Origin of the sequence: Intestinimonas massiliensis (ex Afouda et al. 2020), assembly GCF_900626285.1 — a bacterium.
GTDB lineage: Bacteria > Bacillota > Clostridia > Oscillospirales > Oscillospiraceae > Flavonifractor > Flavonifractor massiliensis_A.
Genome location: NZ_LR131147.1, coordinates 2,044,935 through 2,065,587, shown reverse-complemented (window position 1 = coordinate 2,065,587; position 20,653 = coordinate 2,044,935). Strand labels below are relative to the sequence as shown.

21 protein-coding genes are annotated in these 20,653 nt (G+C 60.5%); 10 read left to right on the top strand and 11 right to left on the bottom strand.

The window, feature by feature from the left end:
• Window positions 1–23 precede the first annotated feature (23 nt).
• From E0E41_RS10375 to E0E41_RS10335, 9 genes are all read left to right on the top strand, one after another.
• The gene (locus E0E41_RS10375) at window positions 24–1,550 is read left to right on the top strand and encodes a Mur ligase family protein (protein ID WP_130869832.1); all 1,527 of its coding nucleotides are present in this window, start codon (window positions 24–26) and stop codon (window positions 1,548–1,550) included.
• The gene (locus E0E41_RS10370) at window positions 1,534–2,370 is read left to right on the top strand and encodes an epoxyqueuosine reductase (RefSeq protein WP_438819457.1); all 837 of its coding nucleotides are present in this window, start codon (window positions 1,534–1,536) and stop codon (window positions 2,368–2,370) included. Before E0E41_RS10375 ends, E0E41_RS10370 begins: the two co-directional genes overlap by 17 nt.
• A 129-nt stretch (window positions 2,371–2,499) precedes the next feature.
• Window positions 2,500–5,247 (top strand): preprotein translocase subunit SecA, encoded by a 2,748-nt coding sequence (gene secA, locus E0E41_RS10365; RefSeq protein ID WP_130869830.1) that lies wholly within the window; start codon window positions 2,500–2,502, stop codon window positions 5,245–5,247.
• Between the two features lie 62 nt (window positions 5,248–5,309).
• On the top strand, window positions 5,310–6,122 hold the full coding sequence (gene pgeF / locus E0E41_RS10360; protein ID WP_130869829.1) for a peptidoglycan editing factor PgeF: 813 nt from the start codon (window positions 5,310–5,312) through the stop codon (window positions 6,120–6,122).
• 139 nt (window positions 6,123–6,261) lie between these two features.
• Window positions 6,262–7,638: an ABC transporter substrate-binding protein gene (locus E0E41_RS10355; RefSeq protein ID WP_242623754.1), complete on the top strand. Its 1,377-nt coding sequence runs from the start codon at window positions 6,262–6,264 to the stop codon at window positions 7,636–7,638.
• A gap of 28 nt (window positions 7,639–7,666) precedes the next feature.
• Window positions 7,667–11,350, top strand: coding sequence for a phosphoribosylformylglycinamidine synthase (locus E0E41_RS10350; protein ID WP_130869827.1), 3,684 nt, complete (start codon window positions 7,667–7,669; stop codon window positions 11,348–11,350).
• 101 nt (window positions 11,351–11,451) lie between these two features.
• Window positions 11,452–11,919: an RNA polymerase sigma factor gene (locus E0E41_RS10345; protein WP_130869826.1), complete on the top strand. Its 468-nt coding sequence runs from the start codon at window positions 11,452–11,454 to the stop codon at window positions 11,917–11,919.
• A 1-nt stretch (window position 11,920) separates the two neighbouring features.
• Complete coding sequence (locus E0E41_RS10340; RefSeq protein WP_130869825.1) at window positions 11,921–12,628, top strand: zf-HC2 domain-containing protein; 708 nt, start codon at window positions 11,921–11,923, stop codon at window positions 12,626–12,628.
• Window positions 12,629–12,753: 125 nt separating this feature from the next.
• Window positions 12,754–12,993 (top strand): phage-shock protein, encoded by a 240-nt coding sequence (locus E0E41_RS10335; protein WP_130869824.1) that lies wholly within the window; start codon window positions 12,754–12,756, stop codon window positions 12,991–12,993.
• Window positions 12,994–13,000: 7 nt separating this feature from the next.
• Here E0E41_RS10335 and E0E41_RS10330 read toward each other — a convergent pair whose 3' ends face one another.
• Both E0E41_RS10330 and yedF read right to left on the bottom strand, forming a co-directional pair.
• Window positions 13,001–13,258, bottom strand: a complete 258-nt coding sequence (locus E0E41_RS10330) for a DUF3343 domain-containing protein (protein WP_130869823.1) — start codon at window positions 13,256–13,258, stop codon at window positions 13,001–13,003.
• A complete protein-coding gene (yedF, locus tag E0E41_RS10325; protein ID WP_130869822.1) occupies window positions 13,258–13,857 on the bottom strand; it encodes a sulfurtransferase-like selenium metabolism protein YedF in 600 nt (199 codons plus the stop codon). Before yedF ends, E0E41_RS10330 begins: the two co-directional genes overlap by 1 nt.
• 399 nt (window positions 13,858–14,256) lie before the next feature.
• Here yedF and E0E41_RS10320 point away from each other — a divergent pair, with 399 nt between their 5' ends.
• Window positions 14,257–14,556 carry a DUF6809 family protein gene (locus E0E41_RS10320; protein WP_130869821.1) on the top strand — a complete coding sequence of 100 codons (300 nt, stop codon included), beginning with the start codon at window positions 14,257–14,259 and terminating at the stop codon, window positions 14,554–14,556.
• 26 nt (window positions 14,557–14,582) lie between these two features.
• Here E0E41_RS10320 and E0E41_RS10315 read toward each other — a convergent pair whose 3' ends face one another.
• The 9 genes from E0E41_RS10315 to E0E41_RS10275 all read right to left on the bottom strand — a co-directional run bounded on the left by E0E41_RS10315 (window position 14,583) and on the right by E0E41_RS10275 (window position 20,158).
• Window positions 14,583–15,167, bottom strand: coding sequence for a hypothetical protein (locus E0E41_RS10315; RefSeq protein ID WP_165450537.1), 585 nt, complete (start codon window positions 15,165–15,167; stop codon window positions 14,583–14,585).
• 180 nt (window positions 15,168–15,347) lie between these two features.
• Window positions 15,348–15,980 (bottom strand): hypothetical protein, encoded by a 633-nt coding sequence (locus E0E41_RS10310; protein WP_130869819.1) that lies wholly within the window; start codon window positions 15,978–15,980, stop codon window positions 15,348–15,350.
• 45 nt (window positions 15,981–16,025) lie between these two features.
• Window positions 16,026–16,484 (bottom strand): hypothetical protein, encoded by a 459-nt coding sequence (locus E0E41_RS10305; RefSeq protein ID WP_087348679.1) that lies wholly within the window; start codon window positions 16,482–16,484, stop codon window positions 16,026–16,028.
• 44 nt (window positions 16,485–16,528) lie between these two features.
• A complete protein-coding gene (locus E0E41_RS10300) occupies window positions 16,529–17,230 on the bottom strand; it encodes a hypothetical protein (RefSeq protein WP_130869818.1) in 702 nt (233 codons plus the stop codon).
• A 15-nt stretch (window positions 17,231–17,245) separates the two neighbouring features.
• Window positions 17,246–17,809, bottom strand: a complete 564-nt coding sequence (locus E0E41_RS10295; protein ID WP_130869817.1) for a hypothetical protein — start codon at window positions 17,807–17,809, stop codon at window positions 17,246–17,248.
• 117 nt (window positions 17,810–17,926) lie between these two features.
• Window positions 17,927–18,712, bottom strand: coding sequence for a hypothetical protein (locus tag E0E41_RS10290; protein WP_130869816.1), 786 nt, complete (start codon window positions 18,710–18,712; stop codon window positions 17,927–17,929).
• Window positions 18,713–18,746: 34 nt separating this feature from the next.
• A complete protein-coding gene (locus tag E0E41_RS10285) occupies window positions 18,747–19,280 on the bottom strand; it encodes a hypothetical protein (RefSeq protein WP_130869815.1) in 534 nt (177 codons plus the stop codon).
• Window positions 19,281–19,318: 38 nt separating this feature from the next.
• A complete protein-coding gene (locus tag E0E41_RS10280; protein ID WP_191400110.1) occupies window positions 19,319–19,624 on the bottom strand; it encodes a hypothetical protein in 306 nt (101 codons plus the stop codon).
• A gap of 252 nt (window positions 19,625–19,876) precedes the next feature.
• Window positions 19,877–20,158, bottom strand: coding sequence for a hypothetical protein (locus tag E0E41_RS10275; protein ID WP_130869813.1), 282 nt, complete (start codon window positions 20,156–20,158; stop codon window positions 19,877–19,879).
• Window positions 20,159–20,653 lie beyond the last annotated feature (495 nt).

Below are 20,653 nucleotides of genomic sequence, written 5' to 3'. Positions count from 1 at the left end.
TTTTCACATGGTGGTGAACGGAAATGAGCAATACGCGCCTGCCTTTGGGCGACTATGTGCAGCTTTTGCTGCGCCATGACCTGCTGGCGGACAAAGGGCCGGTCCACGCCGATCTGACCGCCCCGGTGTCCCTGGTGTCCTGCGATTCCCAGGTGGTGATCCCCCATACCCTCTTCGTGTGCAAGGGGGCCAAGTTCAAAGAGGACTACCTGCGCCAGGCCATGGACAGCGGCGCCTTCGTGTATGTCAGCGAGACCGCCTATCCCAATATCCCCCTGCCCTGCCTGCGGGTCACCGACATCCGGCAGGCCATGGGCCTGCTGGCCGACCAGTTCTACGGCCACCCCTCCGGTAAGCTGCACATCACCGGCATTACCGGCACCAAGGGCAAGACCACCACGGCCTACTATATCAAATCCATCGTGGATACCTGGCTGGCCTCCCGGGGCCACCGGGAGAGCGCCCTGCTGTCCACCATCGTCACCGACGACGGGGTGGAGCGCAAGCCCGCCAAGCTCACCACCCCGGAGCCCCTGGACCTGCAGCGGCACCTGTCCAATGCGGTGTCTGCCGGGGCGGACTGGCTCACCATGGAGGTGTCCTCCCAGGCCCTGAAGTACGGCCGGGTCATCGGGGTGGACCTGAACTGCGCCGTGTTCCTCAACATCGGCGAGGACCACATCTCCCCGGTGGAGCATCCCAATCTGGAGGACTACCTCCAATCCAAGCTGTTGATTTTCCGGCAGGCAAATACCGCCTGTATTAACATGGACTGCGATCACGCCGCTGAGGTGGCCGCTGCCGCCGCCAAGTGTGAGCGGGTGCTCACCTTCTCCCAGAAGCACGCCGAGGCCGCTGTGTACGGCACCGATGTGCGCAAGGAGGGGGACAAGATTGCCTTCCACGTCCGCACCCCCCGGTATGAGGGGGAGCTGGCCGTCTCCACCCCCGGCCTGTTCAATGTGGAAAACGCCCTGGCCGCCGTCACCGTGGCGGAGGCCTATGGGATCCCCTATGAAGCGGTTCGGGAGGGCCTGGTGAAGGCCTTCGTCCCCGGCCGGATGGAGCACTACGCCAGCGCCGACGGGCAGATCTCCGTCATCGTGGACTACTCCCACAACGGCATGAGCCTGCAGAACGCCCTGCGCTCCGTCCGGGCGGAGTATCCTGACCGGCAAGTGACCGTCATGTTCGGCTGCACCGGCGGCAAGGGCATCGACCGCCGGGAGGGCATGGGCAACGCCGCCGGAGAGTTTGCCCACCGGGTGATCCTCACTGAGGACGACCCCGGCCCCGAGGAGGTGGAGGACATCTGCGCCGACATCGGGGTATTCCTGAGAAAGTGGAACAAGGACTACACCGTGATCCCCAACCGGGAGCAGGCGGTGGAGACCGCCATCCTGGAGGCCTCCCGGCCCGCCGTGGTGCTGCTGGCCGGCAAGGGGTGCGAGACCGCCCAGAAGCGGAAGAACGGCCCGGAGCCCTGCCTGTCCGACGGGGTGCTGGCCCGGCACGCCCTGGAGAAATATGATCGTGCACAGTCTCAATGAGGCTTTTGCCGCCGCAGGCGCCGCCGCCTGGGGCGGCTTGCCGTTTTCAGAACTGGCGGAGGATATGACGGCGGAGGCTGTCCAAAAGGCGGAGACCCTGTGCCCCCACCCCCAAACCGTATTGGCGGCCGCCTTCCCCTACTACGCCGGGGAGACCTCCGGCAACCTGTCCCTCTACGCCCGGGGGCTGGATTATCACACTGTGGTTACCGGTCGGTTGAATACAATCTGCAATTTTTTGAGTGAAAAATACAAAAATGCCCTGTTTCTGCCCGCCGCCGACAACTCTCCCCTGCCGGAGCGTCAGGCGGCCTGGCGGTGCGGCGTGGGCCTGAGGGGGAAAAACGGGCTGGTCATCGTTCCCCCCTACGGCTCCTATGTGTTTCTGGGCACCATCCTCACCGACGCTGTCCTGGAGCTGCCGCCCCACACCCCGTCCCCCCACTGTGTGGGCTGCGGCAAGTGCCTGTCCGCCTGCCCCGGAAGCGCTCTGGGGGAGGGCGGCGTGGAGGTGAGCCGCTGCCTGTCCGAGCTGACCCAGAAAAAGGGAGAGCTGACCGGGGAGGAGAACGACCTGCTGAAGGCCCATCCCCTGATCTGGGGGTGCGATACCTGCCAGCGGGTCTGCCCCTACAATGCCCGGCCTGCCCTGTCCCCCCTGCCGGAATTCCGGGAGGGGCTGGTGGATTCCCTGACGGGGGCCGACCTGGCGGGGCTGACCAACCGCACCTTTCGGGAGAAGTACGGGGACCGGTCTTTCGCCTGGCGGGGACCCGCCCCCCTCCGCCGCAACCTGGAGCTGCAGGGAGAGCAGGGGTGAAAACGGGCGATTTGTTCACAATTTCCCCTTTTTTATCAGGGGGGGATATGATATACTAAAAGACCGAATTGGCATAAATCGCCCGGGCCATCTGGTCCGGGGAGGAAATAAGAAAGGTGAACGTGATCCATGGGACTGTTGAAAAAGCTGTTTGGCACCAGCTCTGAGAAGGAGCTGAAGGCCATCAAACCCATCGTGGACAAGATCGAGGCGCTGGACGGGGAGTACTCCAAGCTGACCGACGAGCAGCTCAAGGCCAAGACTCCGGAATTCAAGGAGCGGATCCGCAACGGCGAGAGCCTGGACGATATCCTGCCCGAGGCCTTTGCCGCCTGCCGGGAGGCCGCCTGGCGCGTGCTGGGCATGAAGCCCTACCGGGTGCAGCTCATCGGCGGCATCATCCTGCACCAGGGCCGTATCGCCGAGATGAAGACCGGCGAAGGCAAGACCCTGGTGGCCACCCTGCCCGCCTACCTGAACGCCCTCACCGGCGAGGGCGTCCACATCGTCACCGTCAACGACTACCTGGCCAAGCGCGACTCCGAGTGGATGGGCAAGGTCTACCGCTTTATGGGCCTGACCGTGGGCCTGGTGATCCACGACGTGCAGCCCAAGGACCGGAAGGCCTCCTACGCCGCCGACATCACCTACGGCACCAACAACGAGTTCGGCTTCGACTACCTGCGGGACAACATGTGCATCTACGCCTCCGAGATGGTGCAGCGGGGCCACGCCTTCGCCATCGTGGACGAGGTGGACTCCATCCTCATCGATGAGGCCCGTACCCCGCTGATCATCTCCGGCCAGGGGGACAAGTCCACCCAGCTGTACACCATCGTGGACGACTTCGTCTCCCGCCTGAAGGGCCAGCGGGTCACCAGCGTGGACACCAAGGAAGAGGAAGACCCGGATGTGGACGCCGACTACATCGTGGATGAGAAGGCCCGCACCGTCACCCTCACCGCCCGGGGCATCAAGAAGGCCGAGCAGCAGTTCCAGCTGGAGAACCTGGCCGACCCGGAGAACACCACCCTGTCCCACCACATCAACCAGGCCATCAAGGCCCGGGGCCTGATGAAGCGGGACATCGACTACGTGGTGAAGGACGGCGAGGTCATCATCGTGGACGAGTTCACCGGCCGCCTGATGTACGGCCGCCGGTACTCCGAGGGCCTGCACCAGGCCATCGAGGCCAAGGAGCACGTCACCGTGGCCCGGGAATCCAAGACCCTGGCCACCATCACCTTCCAGAACTACTTCCGCCTGTACCAGAAGCTCTCCGGCATGACGGGCACCGCCATGACCGAGGAGGAGGAGTTCGGCACCATCTACGCCCTGGATATCGTGGAGATCCCCACCAACAAGCCCCTGGCCCGGATCGACCACCCCGACGTGGTGTACAAGAACGAGGCCGGCAAGTACCGGGCCATCGTCAACCAGATCGAGGAGTGCCACAAGAAAGGCCAGCCCGTGCTGGTGGGCACCATCTCCATCGAGAAGTCGGAGGAGCTCTCCGCCATGCTGAAGAAGCGGGGCATCAAGCACAACGTGCTGAACGCCAAGTTCCACGAGAAGGAAGCGGAGATCGTGGCCCAGGCCGGCAAGTTCGGCGCCGTCACCGTGGCCACCAACATGGCCGGCCGTGGTACCGATATCATGCTGGGCGGCAACGCCGAGTTCCTGGCCAAGGCCGAGCTGCGCAAGGCGGGCCTGTCCGATGAGCTCATCGCGGAATCCACCGGCTTTGCCGAGACCGACAACCAGGAGATCCTGGACGCCCGGCGGATGTTCACCGAGGCGGAGGCCAAGTATAAGGACGAGATCAAGGAGGAGGCCGACAAGGTGCGGGCCGCGGGCGGTCTGTATATCCTGGGCACCGAGCGCCACGAGTCCCGCCGGATCGACAACCAGCTCCGCGGCCGGGCCGGCCGTCAGGGCGACCCGGGCGAGAGCCGCTTCTTCCTGTCCCTGGAGGACGACATTATGCGCCTGTTCGGCTCCGAGCGGGTCATGGGCATGATGGAGAAGCTGGGCGTGGACGAGGACACCCCCATCGACGCCAAGATCCTCTCCAACGCCATTGAGAACGCCCAGAAGCAGGTGGAATCCCGCAACTTCCAGACCCGTAAGACGGTACTGGAGTACGACGACGTGATGAACACCCAGCGCCAGGTGATCTATGAGCAGCGGCGCAAGGTGCTGGACGGCGAAAACCTGAAGGAATCGGTGCAGAACATGCTCACCACCGTCATCACCAACGAGGTCCACGCCCATCTGGGTGAGCAGAAGCACATGGACGCCGAGAACTGGCGCGAGGTGTGCGCCCAGTACCGGGGCCTGTTCCTCACCCCCGACGAGCTGAAGCTCACCGACGAGGAGCTGCAGCAGTACGACGGCCAGGGCCTCATCGACCTGCTCCAGCAGCGGGCCACCGCCGTGTACACCCGCAAGGAGCAGGAGCTGGGCGAGCCCCTGATGCGTGAGCTGGAGCGTGTGATGATGCTCCGGGTGGTGGACGAGTACTGGATGGACAACATCGACGCCATGCAGGAGCTGCGCCAGGGCATCGGCCTGCGGGCTTACGGCCAGAACGACCCTGTGGTGGAGTACAAGCGGGAAGGCTACGAGATGTTCGAGCGGATGATCGCCGCCATCCAGGAGGAGACCCTGCGCCGCATCTTCCTGGCCCGGATCCAGGTGGGCTCCACCGTGAAGCGGGAGCGGGTGGCCAAGGTCACCGGCGAGAGCGCCGGCGCCGACGGCACCGTGAAGAAGCAGCCCGTGAAGAAGGGCAAGAAGCCCGGCCGGAACGATCCCTGCCCCTGCGGCAGCGGCAAGAAGTACAAGAAGTGCTGCGGCCGGTTTGAAGAGGACTAATCGTTTTTCCGGGAAATGAATTTCCGGAAAAACCGATTTTGATTCCCGGATGGAGGAACTCCATGAATATCATCGAACACAATCAAAATGGTCTGGTGTATCTCACCGCCGACGGCTTTGACGCCGCCGGCGGTGTGGCCCACGGCTTTTCCACCCGGCTGGGGGGCGTGTCTGAGGGGATCTACGCCTCCCTGAACCTGGGCATGAACCGGGGGGACGACCCGGACAAGGTGGCGGAGAACTACCGCCGCTTCTGCGCCGCCATCGGTGCCGACGTGCGCCGGGTGGTGTGCGCCAGCCAGGTCCACGGGGACACGGTGCGCACCATTACCTCCGCCGACCTGGGCATCGGTCTGGATCAGCCCGAGCCCTGGCAGGCCGACGGCCTGGTCACCGATATCCCCGGAGTGGTCCTCACCGTCTTTACCGCCGACTGCCTGCCCATCCTGCTGTACGACCCGGTGCGCAAGGTGGCGGGCGCGGTCCACTCCGGCTGGCGGGGCACCGCCCTGGGCATTGTCACCCGGGCGGTGGAGCGGATGGTGGACTGCTACGGCTGCGACCGGCTGGACATCCTGGCCGCCATCGGTCCCGGCATCTCCAAGTGCTGCTTTGAGACCCACGAGGACGTGCCCAACGCCATGACCGAATCCATGGGGGCCTCCGCCCTCCACTGCATCCAGGTGCTGCCCACCGGCAAGTTCCATGTGGATCTGAAGGCCCTCAATGTCTGCCGGCTGGAGGCGGCCGGCCTGGACCCGGCCCACATTGCCGTGTCGGACGACTGCACCTCCTGCATGCCGGAGAAATACTGGTCCCACCGCTATACCCACGGCCAGCGGGGAAGCCAGGCGGCCATGATATCGCTGCTATGAGAAAAGTCCTGTTTGGATCATCCGCAACGGGCTGGCAGTCCCTACTGGCATCCTACAGCGCAGCGGGTTCTGCGAGTACCCGGAATACCGTTTCCGAGCNCCGGACCCCACCCCCAGTCCCACCCCGTCCTCTGCCCCGGTGGAGGAGCAGGCGGAGTTTGCCCTGGCCTGCTATCCGGAGGCCGGGTTCCACCCCATCACCGGGGGCAACCGCACCAATCTGACCCTGGCCGGGCTGGTGTATGAGGGCCTGTATACCCTGGACCAGCAGTTCCAGCCGGAGCCCCAGCTGTGTACCGCCGGGACGCCGGCGGCGGACGGCCTGAGCTGGACCTTTACCCTCCGCACCGGGGTCACCTTCTCCGATGGCAGCCCCCTCACCTCTGCGGAGGTCAAGTCCTCCCTGGACCTGGCCCGCACCAGCAGCCTCTATTCCGCGCGCTTTGCCGATATCACCGGCATTACGGCGGGAGAGGGTACGGTGACGGTCACCCTCAGCCGGGCCAACGGCAACCTGCCCGCCCTGCTGGATATCCCCATCGTGAAGGAGACGGGGGGCGTGCCCCTGGGTACCGGCCCCTACGTGCTCTCCGGCTCAGGGGAGGCGTGGTCCCTCACCGCCCGGCAGGGCTGGTGGCAGGGGGAGGAGCTGCCCCTCCAGACCATCCCGCTCCGCTCCATCCAGGAGACGGACGATCTGATCCACGCGTTTGATACCCGGGACATTGCCCTGGTCTCCACCGACCTGACGGGCACCAATGCCCTGGGTTTTTCCGGTTCTTTTGATACGGTGGACTATCCCACCAGCATCATGCTGTATGTGGGCTTCAACGTGCAGTCCGGCCCCTGCCGGACGGCGGCGGTGCGCCAGGTGCTGCTGCGGGCCTTTGACCGCACGTCGGTATCCACCGCCATCTACTCCAGCCACGCCCAGCCTGCGGCTCTGCCCATCTCCCCCGCCAGCTCCTACTACCAGGAGGAGCTGGCCCAGGACCTGGAGTTCTCCACCCAGCAGGCCACGGAGCTGCTGGCTGAAGCGGGGAAGGTGGGGAGCCTGACCTTTGTGGCTCCGTCGGACAACGCCACCCGGGCCTCCGCGGCGGAGAAGCTGGCCGGCGGTCTCACCGACCTGGGACTCCAGGTGGACCTCCAGCTGCTGCCCTGGGACGACTATGTGGCCGCCCTGGAGAAGGGAGATTTTGACCTCTACCTGGGCGAGGTGAAGCTCACCGCCGACTTTGATCTGACCGCCCTCATTACCGCCGGCGGTAGCCTGAACTACGGCGGCTACGCCGATGCCGAGGCCGCCCAGCTGCTCCAGCAGTACCGGGCCGCCTCCGGCCAGGGCCGGGATCTGAGCGCTAAGCGGCTGTGTGAGCGGCTCATGGAGGAGCCGCCCTTCGGGGTGATCTGCTTCAAAAACTGGTCGGTGCTCACCCAGTGGAGCCGCATTTCCAACCTGACGCCCACCCAGCAGAATGTGTTTTACGGCTTTGCCCAGTGGGACATCGCCTGACAGTTATAGAGAGAAGGGGAATGGAAGTATGGGGAAGGTATATCGCTGTTTTGTGGAAAAGAAGCCGGGCTATGATGTGGAGGCAGGCCGCCTCTTGGCCGAGCTGAAAGGCACCCTGGGGCTGAAGGGCCTTGCCGGGGTGCGGGTGATCCGCCGGTACGACGTGGAGGGCGTGGATCAGGCCGTCTATGACGCCGCCCGTACCACCGTCCTGTCTGAGCCCCAGGTGGACGCCATCACCGACGAGGCGTTTGAACTGCCGGCTGGCTGCCAGGTGCTGGCGGTGGAGGCCCTGCCCGGTCAGTATGATCAGCGGGCGGACTCCTGCGCCCAGTGCATCCAGATGCTCACCGGCGGAGAGCGGCCGGTGGTCCGGGCCGCCACCATCTACCTGCTGGCGGGAGAGCTGTCTGAGGAGGACATGGCCAAGGCCAGGGGCTACCTCATCAACCCGGTGGAGAGCCGGGAGGCGTCCCTGGACAAGCCGGAGACCCTGATCCAGCAGTATCCCGAACCGGCGGACGTGCCGGTGCTGGAGGGCTTCCGGGACCTGGACCAGGAGGGCCTGGAGGGGCTGCTGAACCACTACGGTCTGGCCATGGACCTGGCCGACCTGACCTTCCTGCAGAGCTACTTCAGGGACGAGGAACAGCGGGACCCCACCCTCACCGAGGTGCGGGTGGTGGACACCTACTGGTCCGATCACTGCCGCCACACCACCTTCTCCACCCATCTGGACCGGGTGGACATCCAGGATCCCACCATCAACGGGGCCTACCTGCGCTACCTGTCCGCCCGGGACGAGGTGTACGGCCGGGAGAAGGCCGCCCAGCGGCCCCAGACCCTGATGGATCTGGCCACCATCGGCACCAAGGTGCTGAAAAAGCGGGGCGAACTGCCCGAGCTGGACGAGAGCGAGGAGATCAACGCCTGTTCCATCCACGTCCCCGCTCTGGTGGACGGCAGGGAGCAGGACTGGCTCCTGATGTTCAAGAATGAGACCCACAACCACCCCACCGAGATCGAGCCCTTTGGCGGCGCCGCCACCTGCATCGGCGGCTGCATCCGTGACCCTCTGTCCGGCCGGGTGTACGTCCACCAGGCCATGCGCCTCACCGGCTGCGGCGACCCCCGCACCCCGGTGGACCAGACCCTGGAGGGCAAGCTGCCCCAGCGGAAGATCGCCCAGACCGCCGCGGCGGGCTACTCCTCCTACGGCAACCAGATCGGCCTGGCCACCGGCCACGTGGCCGAGCTGTACCATGAGGGCTACATCGCCAAGCATCTGGAGTGCGGCGCGGTAGTGGGGGCCGCCCCCGCCGACCATGTCCGCCGTGAGGTGCCCGCCCCCGGCGACGTGGTCATCCTGCTGGGCGGCCGCACCGGCCGGGACGGCATCGGCGGCGCCACCGGCTCCTCCAAGAGCCACAACCTGAAGAGCCTGGATACCATGGCCTCCGAGGTACAGAAGGGCAACGCCCCCGAGGAGCGCAAGCTCCAGCGGCTCTTCCGCAACCCCAATGTGACCCGCCTCATCAAGCGGTGCAACGACTTCGGCGCCGGCGGCGTGTCGGTGGCCATCGGCGAGCTGGCCGACGGCCTGTCCATCGACCTGGACGCCGTGCGCAAGAAATACGACGGCCTGGACGGCACCGAGATCGCCATTTCCGAGTCCCAGGAGCGGATGGCGGTGGTGGTGGCCCCTGAGGACGCCCAGACCCTCATCAACTGTGCCTCCATCGAAAATCTGGAGGCCTACCAGGTGGCTACAGTGACGGAAAGCCCCCGGATGGTCATGACCTGGCGGGGCCAGACCGTGGCAAACCTGTCCCGTGCCTTCCTCAACACCAACGGCGCGGTGAAGCACGCCCAGGTGAAGGTGGCCCAGCGGCCCGGCCCCCAGACCTTTGAGGAGCGCTCCCTGCGGGAGCTGGCGGCGGAGCTGGACTACGCCTCCCGCCGCGGCCTTACCGAGCGGTTTGACGGCTCCATCGGGGCCGGCAGCGTGCTGATGCCCTTCGGCGGCAAGACCCAGCGCACCCCCGCCCAGGCCATGGCCGCCCTCTTCCCCGTGGAGCCCAACCAGGAGACCGACCAGGCCTCCATCATGGCCTGGGGCTGCGACCCCAAGCAGCTGAGCCGTGACCCCTACTACGGGGCGGTGCAGGCGGTGGTCACCTCGGTGGCAAAGGTGGTGGCCGCCGGCGGCGACTACAAGAAGGTGTACCTCACCCTCCAGGAGTTCTTTGAAAAGCTGCGGGAGGAGCCCCTGCGGTGGGGCAAGCCCTTCCAGGCCCTGCTGGGGGCCATGGACGCCCAGATCGGCCTGGGCTGCGCCGCCATCGGCGGCAAGGACTCCATGTCCGGCTCCTTCCTGGACCTGGACGTGCCCCCCACGCTGATCTCCTTCGCCATCGCCCCCGCCAAGGCGGGGGAGGTGCTCTCCCCCGAGTTCAAGGAGGCGGGCCACCCGGTGTACCTGTTCGGCGTGCCCCATCTGGGGGACTTCGAGGGACAGAAGCGGGCCTGGGAGCAGTTCCACGCCCTGTGCCTGACCGGCAAGGTGAAGGCCGCCCGGGTGCTGGAGCCCGGCGGGGTGAAAGAGGCCGCCATGCAGATGGCCTTCGGCAACCGCATCGGCTTCACCCTGGACGAGAAGTTCGTGGGCCCCGCCTGCCAGGGCATGATCCTGGCCGAGTGCGACGGCCCCGTGGAGGGAGCCGAGCTGGTGGGCCATACCACCGCCGAGCCGGTGCTCACCTTCGGAGAGGACACTGCCTCCATCGATGAGCTGCTCTCCCTCAATGAGGATGTGCTGGAGGACGTGTACCCCACCCGCACCGGCGAGACCGGGGCGGTGGAGCCCATCTCCTGGGACAAGCGCTCCCCCGCCGTGTGCAGGAGCAAGATCGCCCGGCCCCGGGTGGTCATCCCCGTGTTCCCCGGCACCAACTGCGAGTACGATTCGGTCAAAGCCTGCCTGCGGGCGGGCATGACCGCCGAGACGGTGAATATCCGCAACCTGACTCCCGACGATCTGCTCCAGTCCACCGTGGAGCTGGAGGGGGCCATCCGCAACGCCCAGATCGTCTTTATCCCCGGCGGCTTCTCCGGAGGCGACGAGCCCGACGGCTCCGCCAAGTTCATCTGCTCCTTCTTCCGCAACAGCCGCATCACCGACGCGGTCCACGACCTGCTGAAGAACCGGGACGGCCTGATGCTGGGCATCTGCAACGGCTTCCAGGCCCTCATCAAGCTGGGCCTGGTGCCCTACGGCGAGATCCGGGACATGGACGAGAACTGCCCCACCCTGACCTACAACACCATCGGCCGCCACCAGAGCAGGTACGTCACCACCCGGGTGGCCAGTGTCAACTCCCCCTGGATGCTCAAGTCCAACGTGGGCGACCTCCACGCCATCCCCATCTCCCACGGTGAGGGCCGGTTCGTGGCGCCCCAGGCCGTGCTGGATCAGCTGATTGCCAATGGCCAGGTGGCCACCCAGTACGTGGACGAGCACGGCGTCCCCTCCATGGACATGGACGTGAACCCCAACGGCTCCCTGTACGCCATCGAGGGCATCTTCTCCCCCGACGGCCGGGTGTTCGGCAAGATGGGCCACTCCGAGCGGCGGGGGGACCACGTGGCGCTCAACATCCCCGGCGACAAGTATCAGCCCCTCTTCGAGAGCGGCGCGGAGTACTTCCGATAAGCAAGGGAAAGCGGCATGACAAAAGTCATGCCGCTTTTTTTTAAAACCGTTGTAACGCTTTGCCCTGCCGGAGCGTCCTATCTGTAAAAGGGGGGAGGAGCATGGACGAAAACCGGGACTTTGAGGCCATTTACCGGCTCTGTGCCCCCCTGATGGGCCGCTATCTCCGGGCCCTGGGCTGCCCCGGCCAGGATGTGGAGGATGTGATCCATGACGCCTTCGTCAAGGCCCTTCTCCACATCGAGGACTACCGGGGGGACTGCGGGCTGTCGGCCTGGCTGTGCCGGATCGCCAGGAACACCTGGTTTTCCCTGCTGCGGCGGCAGAAGCGGAGCCTGCCCCTGCCGGAGACGAGTGAGGCGGTGTGGGATCAGGTGTGGTGCGAGTGGGCGGAGCTGATGGACGCCCTGCCGGAGCCCTACCGGACGGTGTTCCGTGCCCGGGTGCTGGAGGACCGGGGGTACCGGGACATCGGCGGCACCTTTGGCAAAAGCGAGAGCTGGGCCCGGGTGACCTTCTACCGGGCCAGGCAGAAGATGCGGCAGATGCTGGAAGAAAGGGGAGAGTGATATGGACAAGACCTGCGGGATCGTGGCCGATCTCATTCCGCTCTATCTGGACGGGGCGTGCAGCGGGGAGAGCCGGGCGCTGGTGGAGGAACACACCGCCCGGTGTCCGGCCTGCCAAAAGCTGCTGACAGACATGGGAGACGGCCCGGCGGAGCCCGCGGCAGAGCAGGTGCTGCGGCAGACGGCCCGGCGGTTCGGCCGGCAGGCCGCCCTCCGGGCGGCGGGGGCGGCGGCCATTGTGCTCTATTGGCTGGTCTGGCTGTGGCAGAACGCCCTGGCGGAGGTGGGCAACTACCGCTGGTTTTCCTATACCTTCCACGAGGCGTACACCCTGGGGTATCTGCTGGTCCCCCTGCTCACCCTGATCTGGCTGGCTGTTCTGCTGGCCCGCACCGCACGGCGGCGGACCTGGCGGAAGAATGGGGCCATGCTGGCGGTGCTGGCGGTGCTGCTGGCAGCCCAGGCCGGCTATCTGTGGGATCAGGCCAGGCTGGTCCATGTCACCGGCTGGAGCCAGGTGGTGTCCGTCCCCGATGAATACCACATCGTCATCCAGGGTGATGAGGGGCAGGTGACCCTGGCCACCACGCCCCTGGTGGCCAACCTGGTCCGGACCGACGGCACGGTCTACGGATTTTCCTACGACAGCCGCCGGGACAGCCCGGATCAGGGGCGTCTGACCTTTGTCCATGGCATTGCAGAACCATAAAACAAGACGGCGGTCAAGGGTATCTGCCCTGGCCGCCGCTCTATTTTTTATGAAATTTTAAGGCTCCTTTTAAGGCGGTTTCACATAGACATGATACACTGGGTCCAACAAAGGAGGAAAGAACCATGATCACCTTATTGAGCCTGTGCCTGATCTGTGTGGCTGCCATTATTCTGATCCCGGTGGTGCTGGTCCTGGTGGGTCTGCCCTTCCTGGTGCTGTTTGCCCTGCTGCCCTGGCTGCTGCGCATCGCGGGCGTGGTGCTGCTGCTGAAGGCCCTGTTTGAGCAGCCCACCCGGTGGGAGAACTTCATGCCCGCCGTTGTCGCCTTCGCCCTGTCCATCCTCATCGGCTGGATTTTCTGATGGTCCCCTACAGCGGCTCCGCCTTTAAGGCGGGGCCGCTTCCCGTTATGGCGTAAAAGGCGTACTCACCCGGCTTCAGTTCCGACTCCGCCAGGGCCTGCCGCACCGCCGCCAGATCCCCCGGCGGGAACCGCAGGGCCATGCCGCAGCCCAGGGAGATTTCCCGCAGCACCGGCATTACCCGCACCGGGGCCACCGACGCCAGCTTTTTCTGGGCGGAAATGGCCCCATAGGTGGAGGCAAAGGTGATGAGACCGTAGTCCATTACAGGCTGATGACCTTGGCGGCCTTCTGCATCCGGGTGACGATGTCGTACATATTGCTGACGGTGCCCACCTTCAGCTGATCGGTAAGGCCGTAGAAGTTCAGGCAGGTGCCGCACACCAGGATCTCCACCCCGGCGTCGGAAAGGGCCTTCAGGTGCTCCGCCACCTGCTCGTCCAGCGTGGGCAGCTTGACCCCGGCATTCATGAAGAGTACAGCCCCCGGTTTGTCGTCGCTCTGGGTCAGGGTGTAGAAGAACATCCGCATCAGGTTGGTGCCCAGCTCCCGGTCCCCGTCGCCGATGATGTCCCGGCCCACAAAGACCGCCCAGTCCGCTCCCGCGGCGGGCAGGGGAGAATTCACGGCCTCTTCACAGGCGGCGCAGCCCTCGCCCCTGACGAAGTCAAGGGCAAAGGCCCCGTTCTCCTCCCGGACTGCGGCGGTAAAGCCCTGGTTGTCCGCCAGCCGCTTCAGATTCTCCACAGCGGTCTGGTTGTCCACCAGGATGGTGAAGGAATCCGCCCCTTCCGCCATGGCCTTTTTGGCCATCAGTACGGGCGTGGGACAGGGCTTGCCTTTGGCGTCGATGATCTGTGACATAGAGATACCCCCTTTTTTGAGGATATTATACTATTCCGCCCCTCTGCTGTGCAAGTGGTGGAAAACCGGTGAAAAATGTGAAGAATTTTTAAAAAAAGCGGGAGGATGAAGGTACCCCAACATAAGGACAACAACAAAACCGATTTTGCACATCAACGAGAAAGGGTCTGCGGAAATCCGCAGGCCCTTCTTTTTGCGCACATCAAAAAAGAACGCCGATAGCTGGTTGACTGTCCTCGCCCCTGCTATTTGAGAAGTGCTGCGAAAAACAATCTCTCGATGTTTCACAAAAACGACTTTCGAAAATTTGAATCTAGTTAGATTGCAGTAATGCAAATATTGTTGTGGCTTTTTCTATCCGCTTGTGGTATGGTGTCTTGCTACGAGGAGGTAGGACACATGAATGACATACTGAAACAACTCTACAACAGATTTTACACGCCACTGCCCATGACGGAGGCTGAGCAGGAAATTGAAGATTGTCACAAGCAGCTCATCGAGCGATTGGAAAAACCAGAGAGAAAACTGGTGCTGCGGATCATGGATACCCAGAATCTAATGGCGGAGGAACGCTCTATGGACAGTTTCCTCTGTGGATTTCACCTGGCTTTAAAAATGGCAAACGAATTGAATTACTATAAACAAAACAGGCAGCCACCGTCAGCTGAAGAAGCTGAGGCAGATGCCTGTTCTGTATGATTGTAACAGGATGCATTCCGCACATCTCACCTGTGCGACACCATCTCTTGTAGGATGGCGTCAAGCTGCTGGAACGCCTGCGCCTTACAGGTCGGAAGCCATTCCGAGCGTTCCTGATCATAATAGCGAAATGCTGCCTCCCACGCAGATATTGCAAACACATCGCAATACGCCTTACCGGAGGAAAAGCCAACAGGCTGTCCATCCGGAAAATCAGCGTTGTTGGTCAACGATATAACGCAACGACCACTCAGCAGCTCCGGGAATACCGGCGAAAGATGGATGCCGCCTATATTTGTGCAGGAGGAAAGTCCATCCTCGCAAACGGAGAGCAGTTTCAGTTCCTCATCGCTGAGCAGACCTGCATCGTGCAATTCATTCAGAAGCGCAGTGTATTCCTGCTGTGTCATGTTGGATGGATCATACTTCTGGCTGAGGCTCTCCCATTCCTCATCTGTCAATACAGCGGAAAGGTCAGGCATAGGATGTTTGTTCTCGGAGGAAAACGCAGGAGCGCTCGAAAAAACATTGGAGAAATACGCCTGCATGGCAGTTCGATCCTCCGAACTGCTGCACACTACAAAGCTGGCGCTTGGAACGGTACCAGCCATAACATCCGCCCAGCTGACGGTGGGAACGCTGGATGCCTTTGCCCTTTTGGCATGATTGGTTACAGCCTTTTCAGCGTATTGGACTCCACAAACCATAGAAATCCTCTATCCTTTCACAAACTAAGCGATATCGTAACCTGTGTATAACTTAACTGTCTGTTCTGCCAGCAATCAGGGCCCTTACACGGTCTGGATTCGCTCGTTCTTGATGTGGTCAATGGTCAGTTGAATGCTGCTTAAATCCATCATCAAAGGCGATGTAGTTGCCCCGCTCCCTGTGGCCCCTCTCACCGCGTTCATTTGGTTTAGGATCTCCAGCACTTTGGAATAGGCGCCTTGCCTGATTTGCAAACTGCTGTCAGGCACTGCCCACTGGGACATGATCTGCGCAAACTGAAGTGCGTTTCCACCCACATCACTCAGTGAACGGACACTGGATCCCATACCGGAAGATGAGGTCCAGATATAGGCAGGCTCAAAATACCCCGGTACAATCGTGATACGGGACATTCCCAGGTCGCTGGTTTCAAGCCGACTTAGGACGCCTTTTTTCTCCAAATATCGGATGAATTCGTCATACTCTGCTTGTGACATGTTTTGCGGATCATACTTTTCCGCAAGCGCTTGGATTTCCGCCTCTGACAGTGTTTGATTGCCCAACTCAGGCGGCTTCCCTTGTACTTGCTCGACCTGCTTTTGAAATTTTTCCATCAGAGCTGTGTAGCTATAAGTACCAACCTCCGCTTTTTGCGTCGTCGGATTCAACCAAATGCAGGGCAAATAAATCCCCTCAGATACTCCTCTCACATTCACACGAATATCCTCCTTAAAACAATCCGCTGTTCAAAGGCAAAACAGTTACGCCTTTACATCAATTCCCCACTGGTATTCTTCCAAAATGCTGGTATCAAATGCCTGCCCCGGCTGCCAGCCTGGGACATGGGCTTTGACAAAGGCATTGATTTTTTCCACTTCGTCAAAATGAATTTGATCTATGGTGTAGGCCGCGTCCCTTCGGTCTTTGGCGGGGATAGACATCAAATAGCTATGTACCATTTCTCCGTATTCATTGCCTGTCCCGGTCATGCCATAGCGGTACTTCATATTCTCAAATACTCTGTCCCGCACCTTCTGCTCGATCTCCTTGGACACAGGGATGATATGAAAATCCGCCGCAGTCATCCCGGTAATATCCATCCCGTCATCCGGCGTATCAGGGTGCGCTACCGCAGCGCCGTTTGGATATTTCGGCTGTGTGACTCCACGCTGATACTGATCTGAGGTCATCATCATACGGGCAATGTCTGTGATCGTCATTTTGTTACACCCCTTCCGGAAAATCGGTTATCAGGTTATTCACATCATTTGCTTTCCGTCCAGGGGTCATAATTTTCCCAGAACTCGAAGTCTGCATCAGTCCAACCCTCCGGTTTGGCAATCAGATTCCACTCGCGATTGGCAAAGTGGTCTTTTTCTTGATCGAACAATACTTTGAAAAGTTCAGGCTTATTATGCATCCAATCGGTATAGAGAGAAGTAAAACTTTCCTTTACAAAGCGCTGGCTCTCAAAATAGTCCATCCCAGATCCATTGATGGATGATTTCAACTGCTCGACGAAAGCGTTCCATTCTTTGGTCATTTGTCTAATTGCTTGATAGTGTTTTCCTTCTGGGGAAAGAGATATAACTATTTCCTTTGTGTGTCCCTCCCAGATGTCTACATTGCGCTGTGCAGCATCTTCTGGAAGGGAGAAATTGAAACTTCCATCCGCATACTGCATTTGGGAGATTTCTCTTTTTTTGATTTCAGTCCCTGTACCGTGCGGAACGGCATCCGTCTGCCTTGCCTCGTTCTGGACTCCGCAGGGGACCATCTTGTCGTCCAGACTCACCGCCTTACTTAAATCCACCCGATCAAAATTCGGCGGGGAAAATTGAATTTTCTCCCCAACCGTGGTCGGCTCCGCCTGCTGGCCCGATGGCTTGATATTGGTTACCCAGCCGCTGTTTACCAGAGCGTCGGGCAGGCGCATAGCTCCGGTGTCAGAAATAATCAAAGACATTTCGTTGTGCCTCCTTTACGCTTTTACATCAACGCTCCGCTGGTGTTTCTCTAAAATGCTGATATCAAATGCCTGCTCCGGCTGCCAGGGGAGGAGCGCCGCCCTGTCGCCCTCCTTCTGCTCTGTGCTCTCCGACCCCTGCCCAGCTTTGCAGGCGGGCTGCATCCGCTGGACGGCGGCCAGCACAGCAAGCCCGGAGGAATCTTTTTGGGCAAACCGGGCGAGCGCCTGCGTCCGCACCTGCTCGTACACCTGCTCGGCCTCCTCCTGGGTGTCACAGGTGCGGAGTTGCTCCTCGACCATTTCAATCTCCCGCTGGATCCGCTCCGCCTTGGCCGCAGCTTCCGGGTAATGCTGGCGCAGAAAGCGCATTTCCGCCGCGGTCAGCCGCCTGCCCGAATACATCTTGCGGATGATCTTCTCATACTTCCGATAGCGGGCCTGGCTCTCCTCCGTCTCCCGGACCTCCTCTTCGGGAAAGAGGGACGTGGCCGTCAGCTCCATTTTACGCTTTTCGCCGGTTGGAAGCGTGTATTTCGTGAGACTTAAATCTCGGCTGCCAATGCTATTCATCTCCATAGAGTGCACCCCCTTGCTTTGATGGTTTTTTTGGCCGCTGTAAGCTCAGACAATCCACGTCGGTGGAAATTGTGGGTCATTTGCAGTATGACGGCATAAGCCTTCGTCTGGTGTTCCTTACCCCAGCGTCATAAAGCCCATGCAGGTTCCAGTCAACTCTCCGCTGTTGACCTTCGCGATCCAATCTTTGAATTTTTCCTTCTGCTCGGCGGCATACTGTTTCGCTTGGGCGTCCAACTCTTGCTGGGCCTTGTCGCAGGCGGCCTGGGCGGTCTCCTTGGCAAACTCGTATATATTCTCCAGTCGGTTCATGCCTTCCTCCCCCAGAGCGTAGGGATCTTCCGTCGTATGCAGCTTTCCGGTCAGGTACAGGCTTCTCAGCTGGTCATACGCCATAGCGGCGGACTGCTTGGTCATTCCCTCCGGCGGATCCGGAAGTTCGGTTCCGTCCACAGCAAAATCACCCAACCAGGACTGCACATAGGTGCGGTACAGGTAATGGATCGCCTCATCCCGATCCATACCCTCCAATTCGGCCAGCATGGGGGCATAATAGTTCCGTACCTGGGTCTCCAGAGCTTCCTTTTCGCTGGTCACAGTCTGAAGAAACGTTGTTTCGAAAAGCTTCGGATCTGGATTTACTACCAGAGTAGGTATCTCAAAGGTATCCCAATCCGGTTCGACGATTTGGATTTTGCCGGAAGCCAGTTTTTCCGCCAGCGCCGGGTCAATGCCGGCGGCTTCCATCTGTGCAGCAATGGACGCCTGACGTCCTTCCTCTGAGATCGTCACCGTATCTGCACCGGTGGTTGGGTTGCTCTTACTGGTGTTGCTCTGCTCCGCCGCAGCCGCACGAGCGTACGTTTCCCGCGGTTGCGGGGCAAGGTTTCGATCAATTCTCATCATCCTGGTTTCCTCACTTTCTCATTCTTGCGGGTCATGCCCGAGTGTCTACGGCAGCGTTCATTTCCGCACGGGCTTCCCGAAATGCCTGCAAATAAATCATGTCCGTTTCCGTAATAAAATTGAATTCCGCTTTCGTCTGATGTATCGTCCATTGGCCATAAAAGCTGCTGTAACTCGCAATCAGTTCTCCCTCTGGTGAATAAACCTCAGCTGTCCGGAATGTCGAATCGCCTTTGATTTCGGCAGAATAGTCGCCGAAAAGATGCTCCAAATAGACTTTGATCCGCTCCTGCTCTTGATCCAATGTTTTCATAATGGAATTTACTTTGGCCATCGGGCTGGCACGATCAGGAGAGACATACCGTTCCATTCGGGCACGCTGAAGTTGAATAAATTCCTTGTCCATATAGATGCCCTTTTCCGCATCCTCGTGGGCCAGTGTTTGAATCTGTTTTACAAAGCCATCTGTGATCGCGTTCTTAACAGCCTTTTTTGCCGATGTTTGGATGTTCGACGCGCCACCCAGCTTGGCCGTATTGCTGGTTCCCAAGCCGCCAATTTGCATGGATACTCCCTCCCAACATCAATAATATAAACTTTGTGTTAAACCATAAAATCCATACTGCGGGAGACTGTCGGGAAACGGTCAAAATACCGCTTCGGATAGAGCTGCAAGTTGGACAGGAATTGATTGAGCAAGCTGGCCTTATCCATATCTGTATCAGAGAAGGACAGCAAATCCGCAACATTCCGAAGATCCTCTTTGCTATTGTTGAACACAAGATCTGTGCTGAGCCGATGCTCTATGCCATCCTCGTCTGTGTAGGAAACCCATGTTTGTGCTTTTAAGGGATCTTTGGGATCAAACTCATCAGTAGTGTAATCCGTGACTGTTTTGTTGCCATCCACATCCTCCACGGTAAGCGAATTCATTCGGATGGTGGTACGATAAGCGTCTCCGCTCTTTTCATAAAACCACTTGAAATTTTCCGGGGGCGCAACATCGGGATCAATGATATAGTGATCATCGGATGCAACAAACGGATCACCGTTTAGAGCCGTATTGAAATTGTATAGCTGGAAATGTTGATCTCGCCTATCTTTCCCTACTCTTCGTTACTGCGATAGGTACTGCCACCAGAACAAATACTCTTTATTATTTTATCGACCATCCGGCGAGAAAAACTTAGACTGTTCTCCCGCCATGACCATGATAAGAAGAAATGCGTGAAAGGTTTCCGCAAGGCCGGGAAATTCTAAATAAAGTCCTCCAAAATCATTGCCAAACTGCCACACCTCCCGGGGCGTGGCGTTTTCGCTGTCCGGCACACTGCACCAGGCGCATAAGCCCCGCTTGGCATAGTCGATGCGCTCTCTGGGCGCTTCGGCTGGGCTGCTGTCCCCGTTATGGAACAGAAATCCTCTTGCCAGGATGGTCAGCACCCGGTTGGGCCCCTAAAAGTCCAAGATGGTGTCAAAGGTAAAGCGGCCCAGGTAGGTGGTGTCCTGCTTGTTCTGAGCGGTGCAGGTCACCGCGCCGGTGTAATTCTAAAATTCCTTCCAAATATCATGAGACAGATGTCTGCGCAGATAGGCCACATAGGTCTCACAGGTTTTGGCATACGTGATGATGCCCTGCTTGAGGCGGACGGCCAGATCTTCTGCTCATCGGTATACCTAAGCGTGTGACCTGGTTCCGTGCGGCGAGAAGTCAAATCAGGCCATGCCGAGCAAGGCTTCGCCGCCCCTGGCGGCGGTGAAACGCCCGCCCTTCAGGGCGGGTGTTTCACGCAAGCATCGCGTTTTGATGTCAAAACGCCCTTGCAGGGGAAACCCCTGTCCCCAATGCCGCCTGCGGGCGGAACTTTTCGGCAAGGTTGCCGAAAAGTTTTCGGAAGATTTTCCACGCAAGATCGGGTTTGACAAAATTGTCAAACC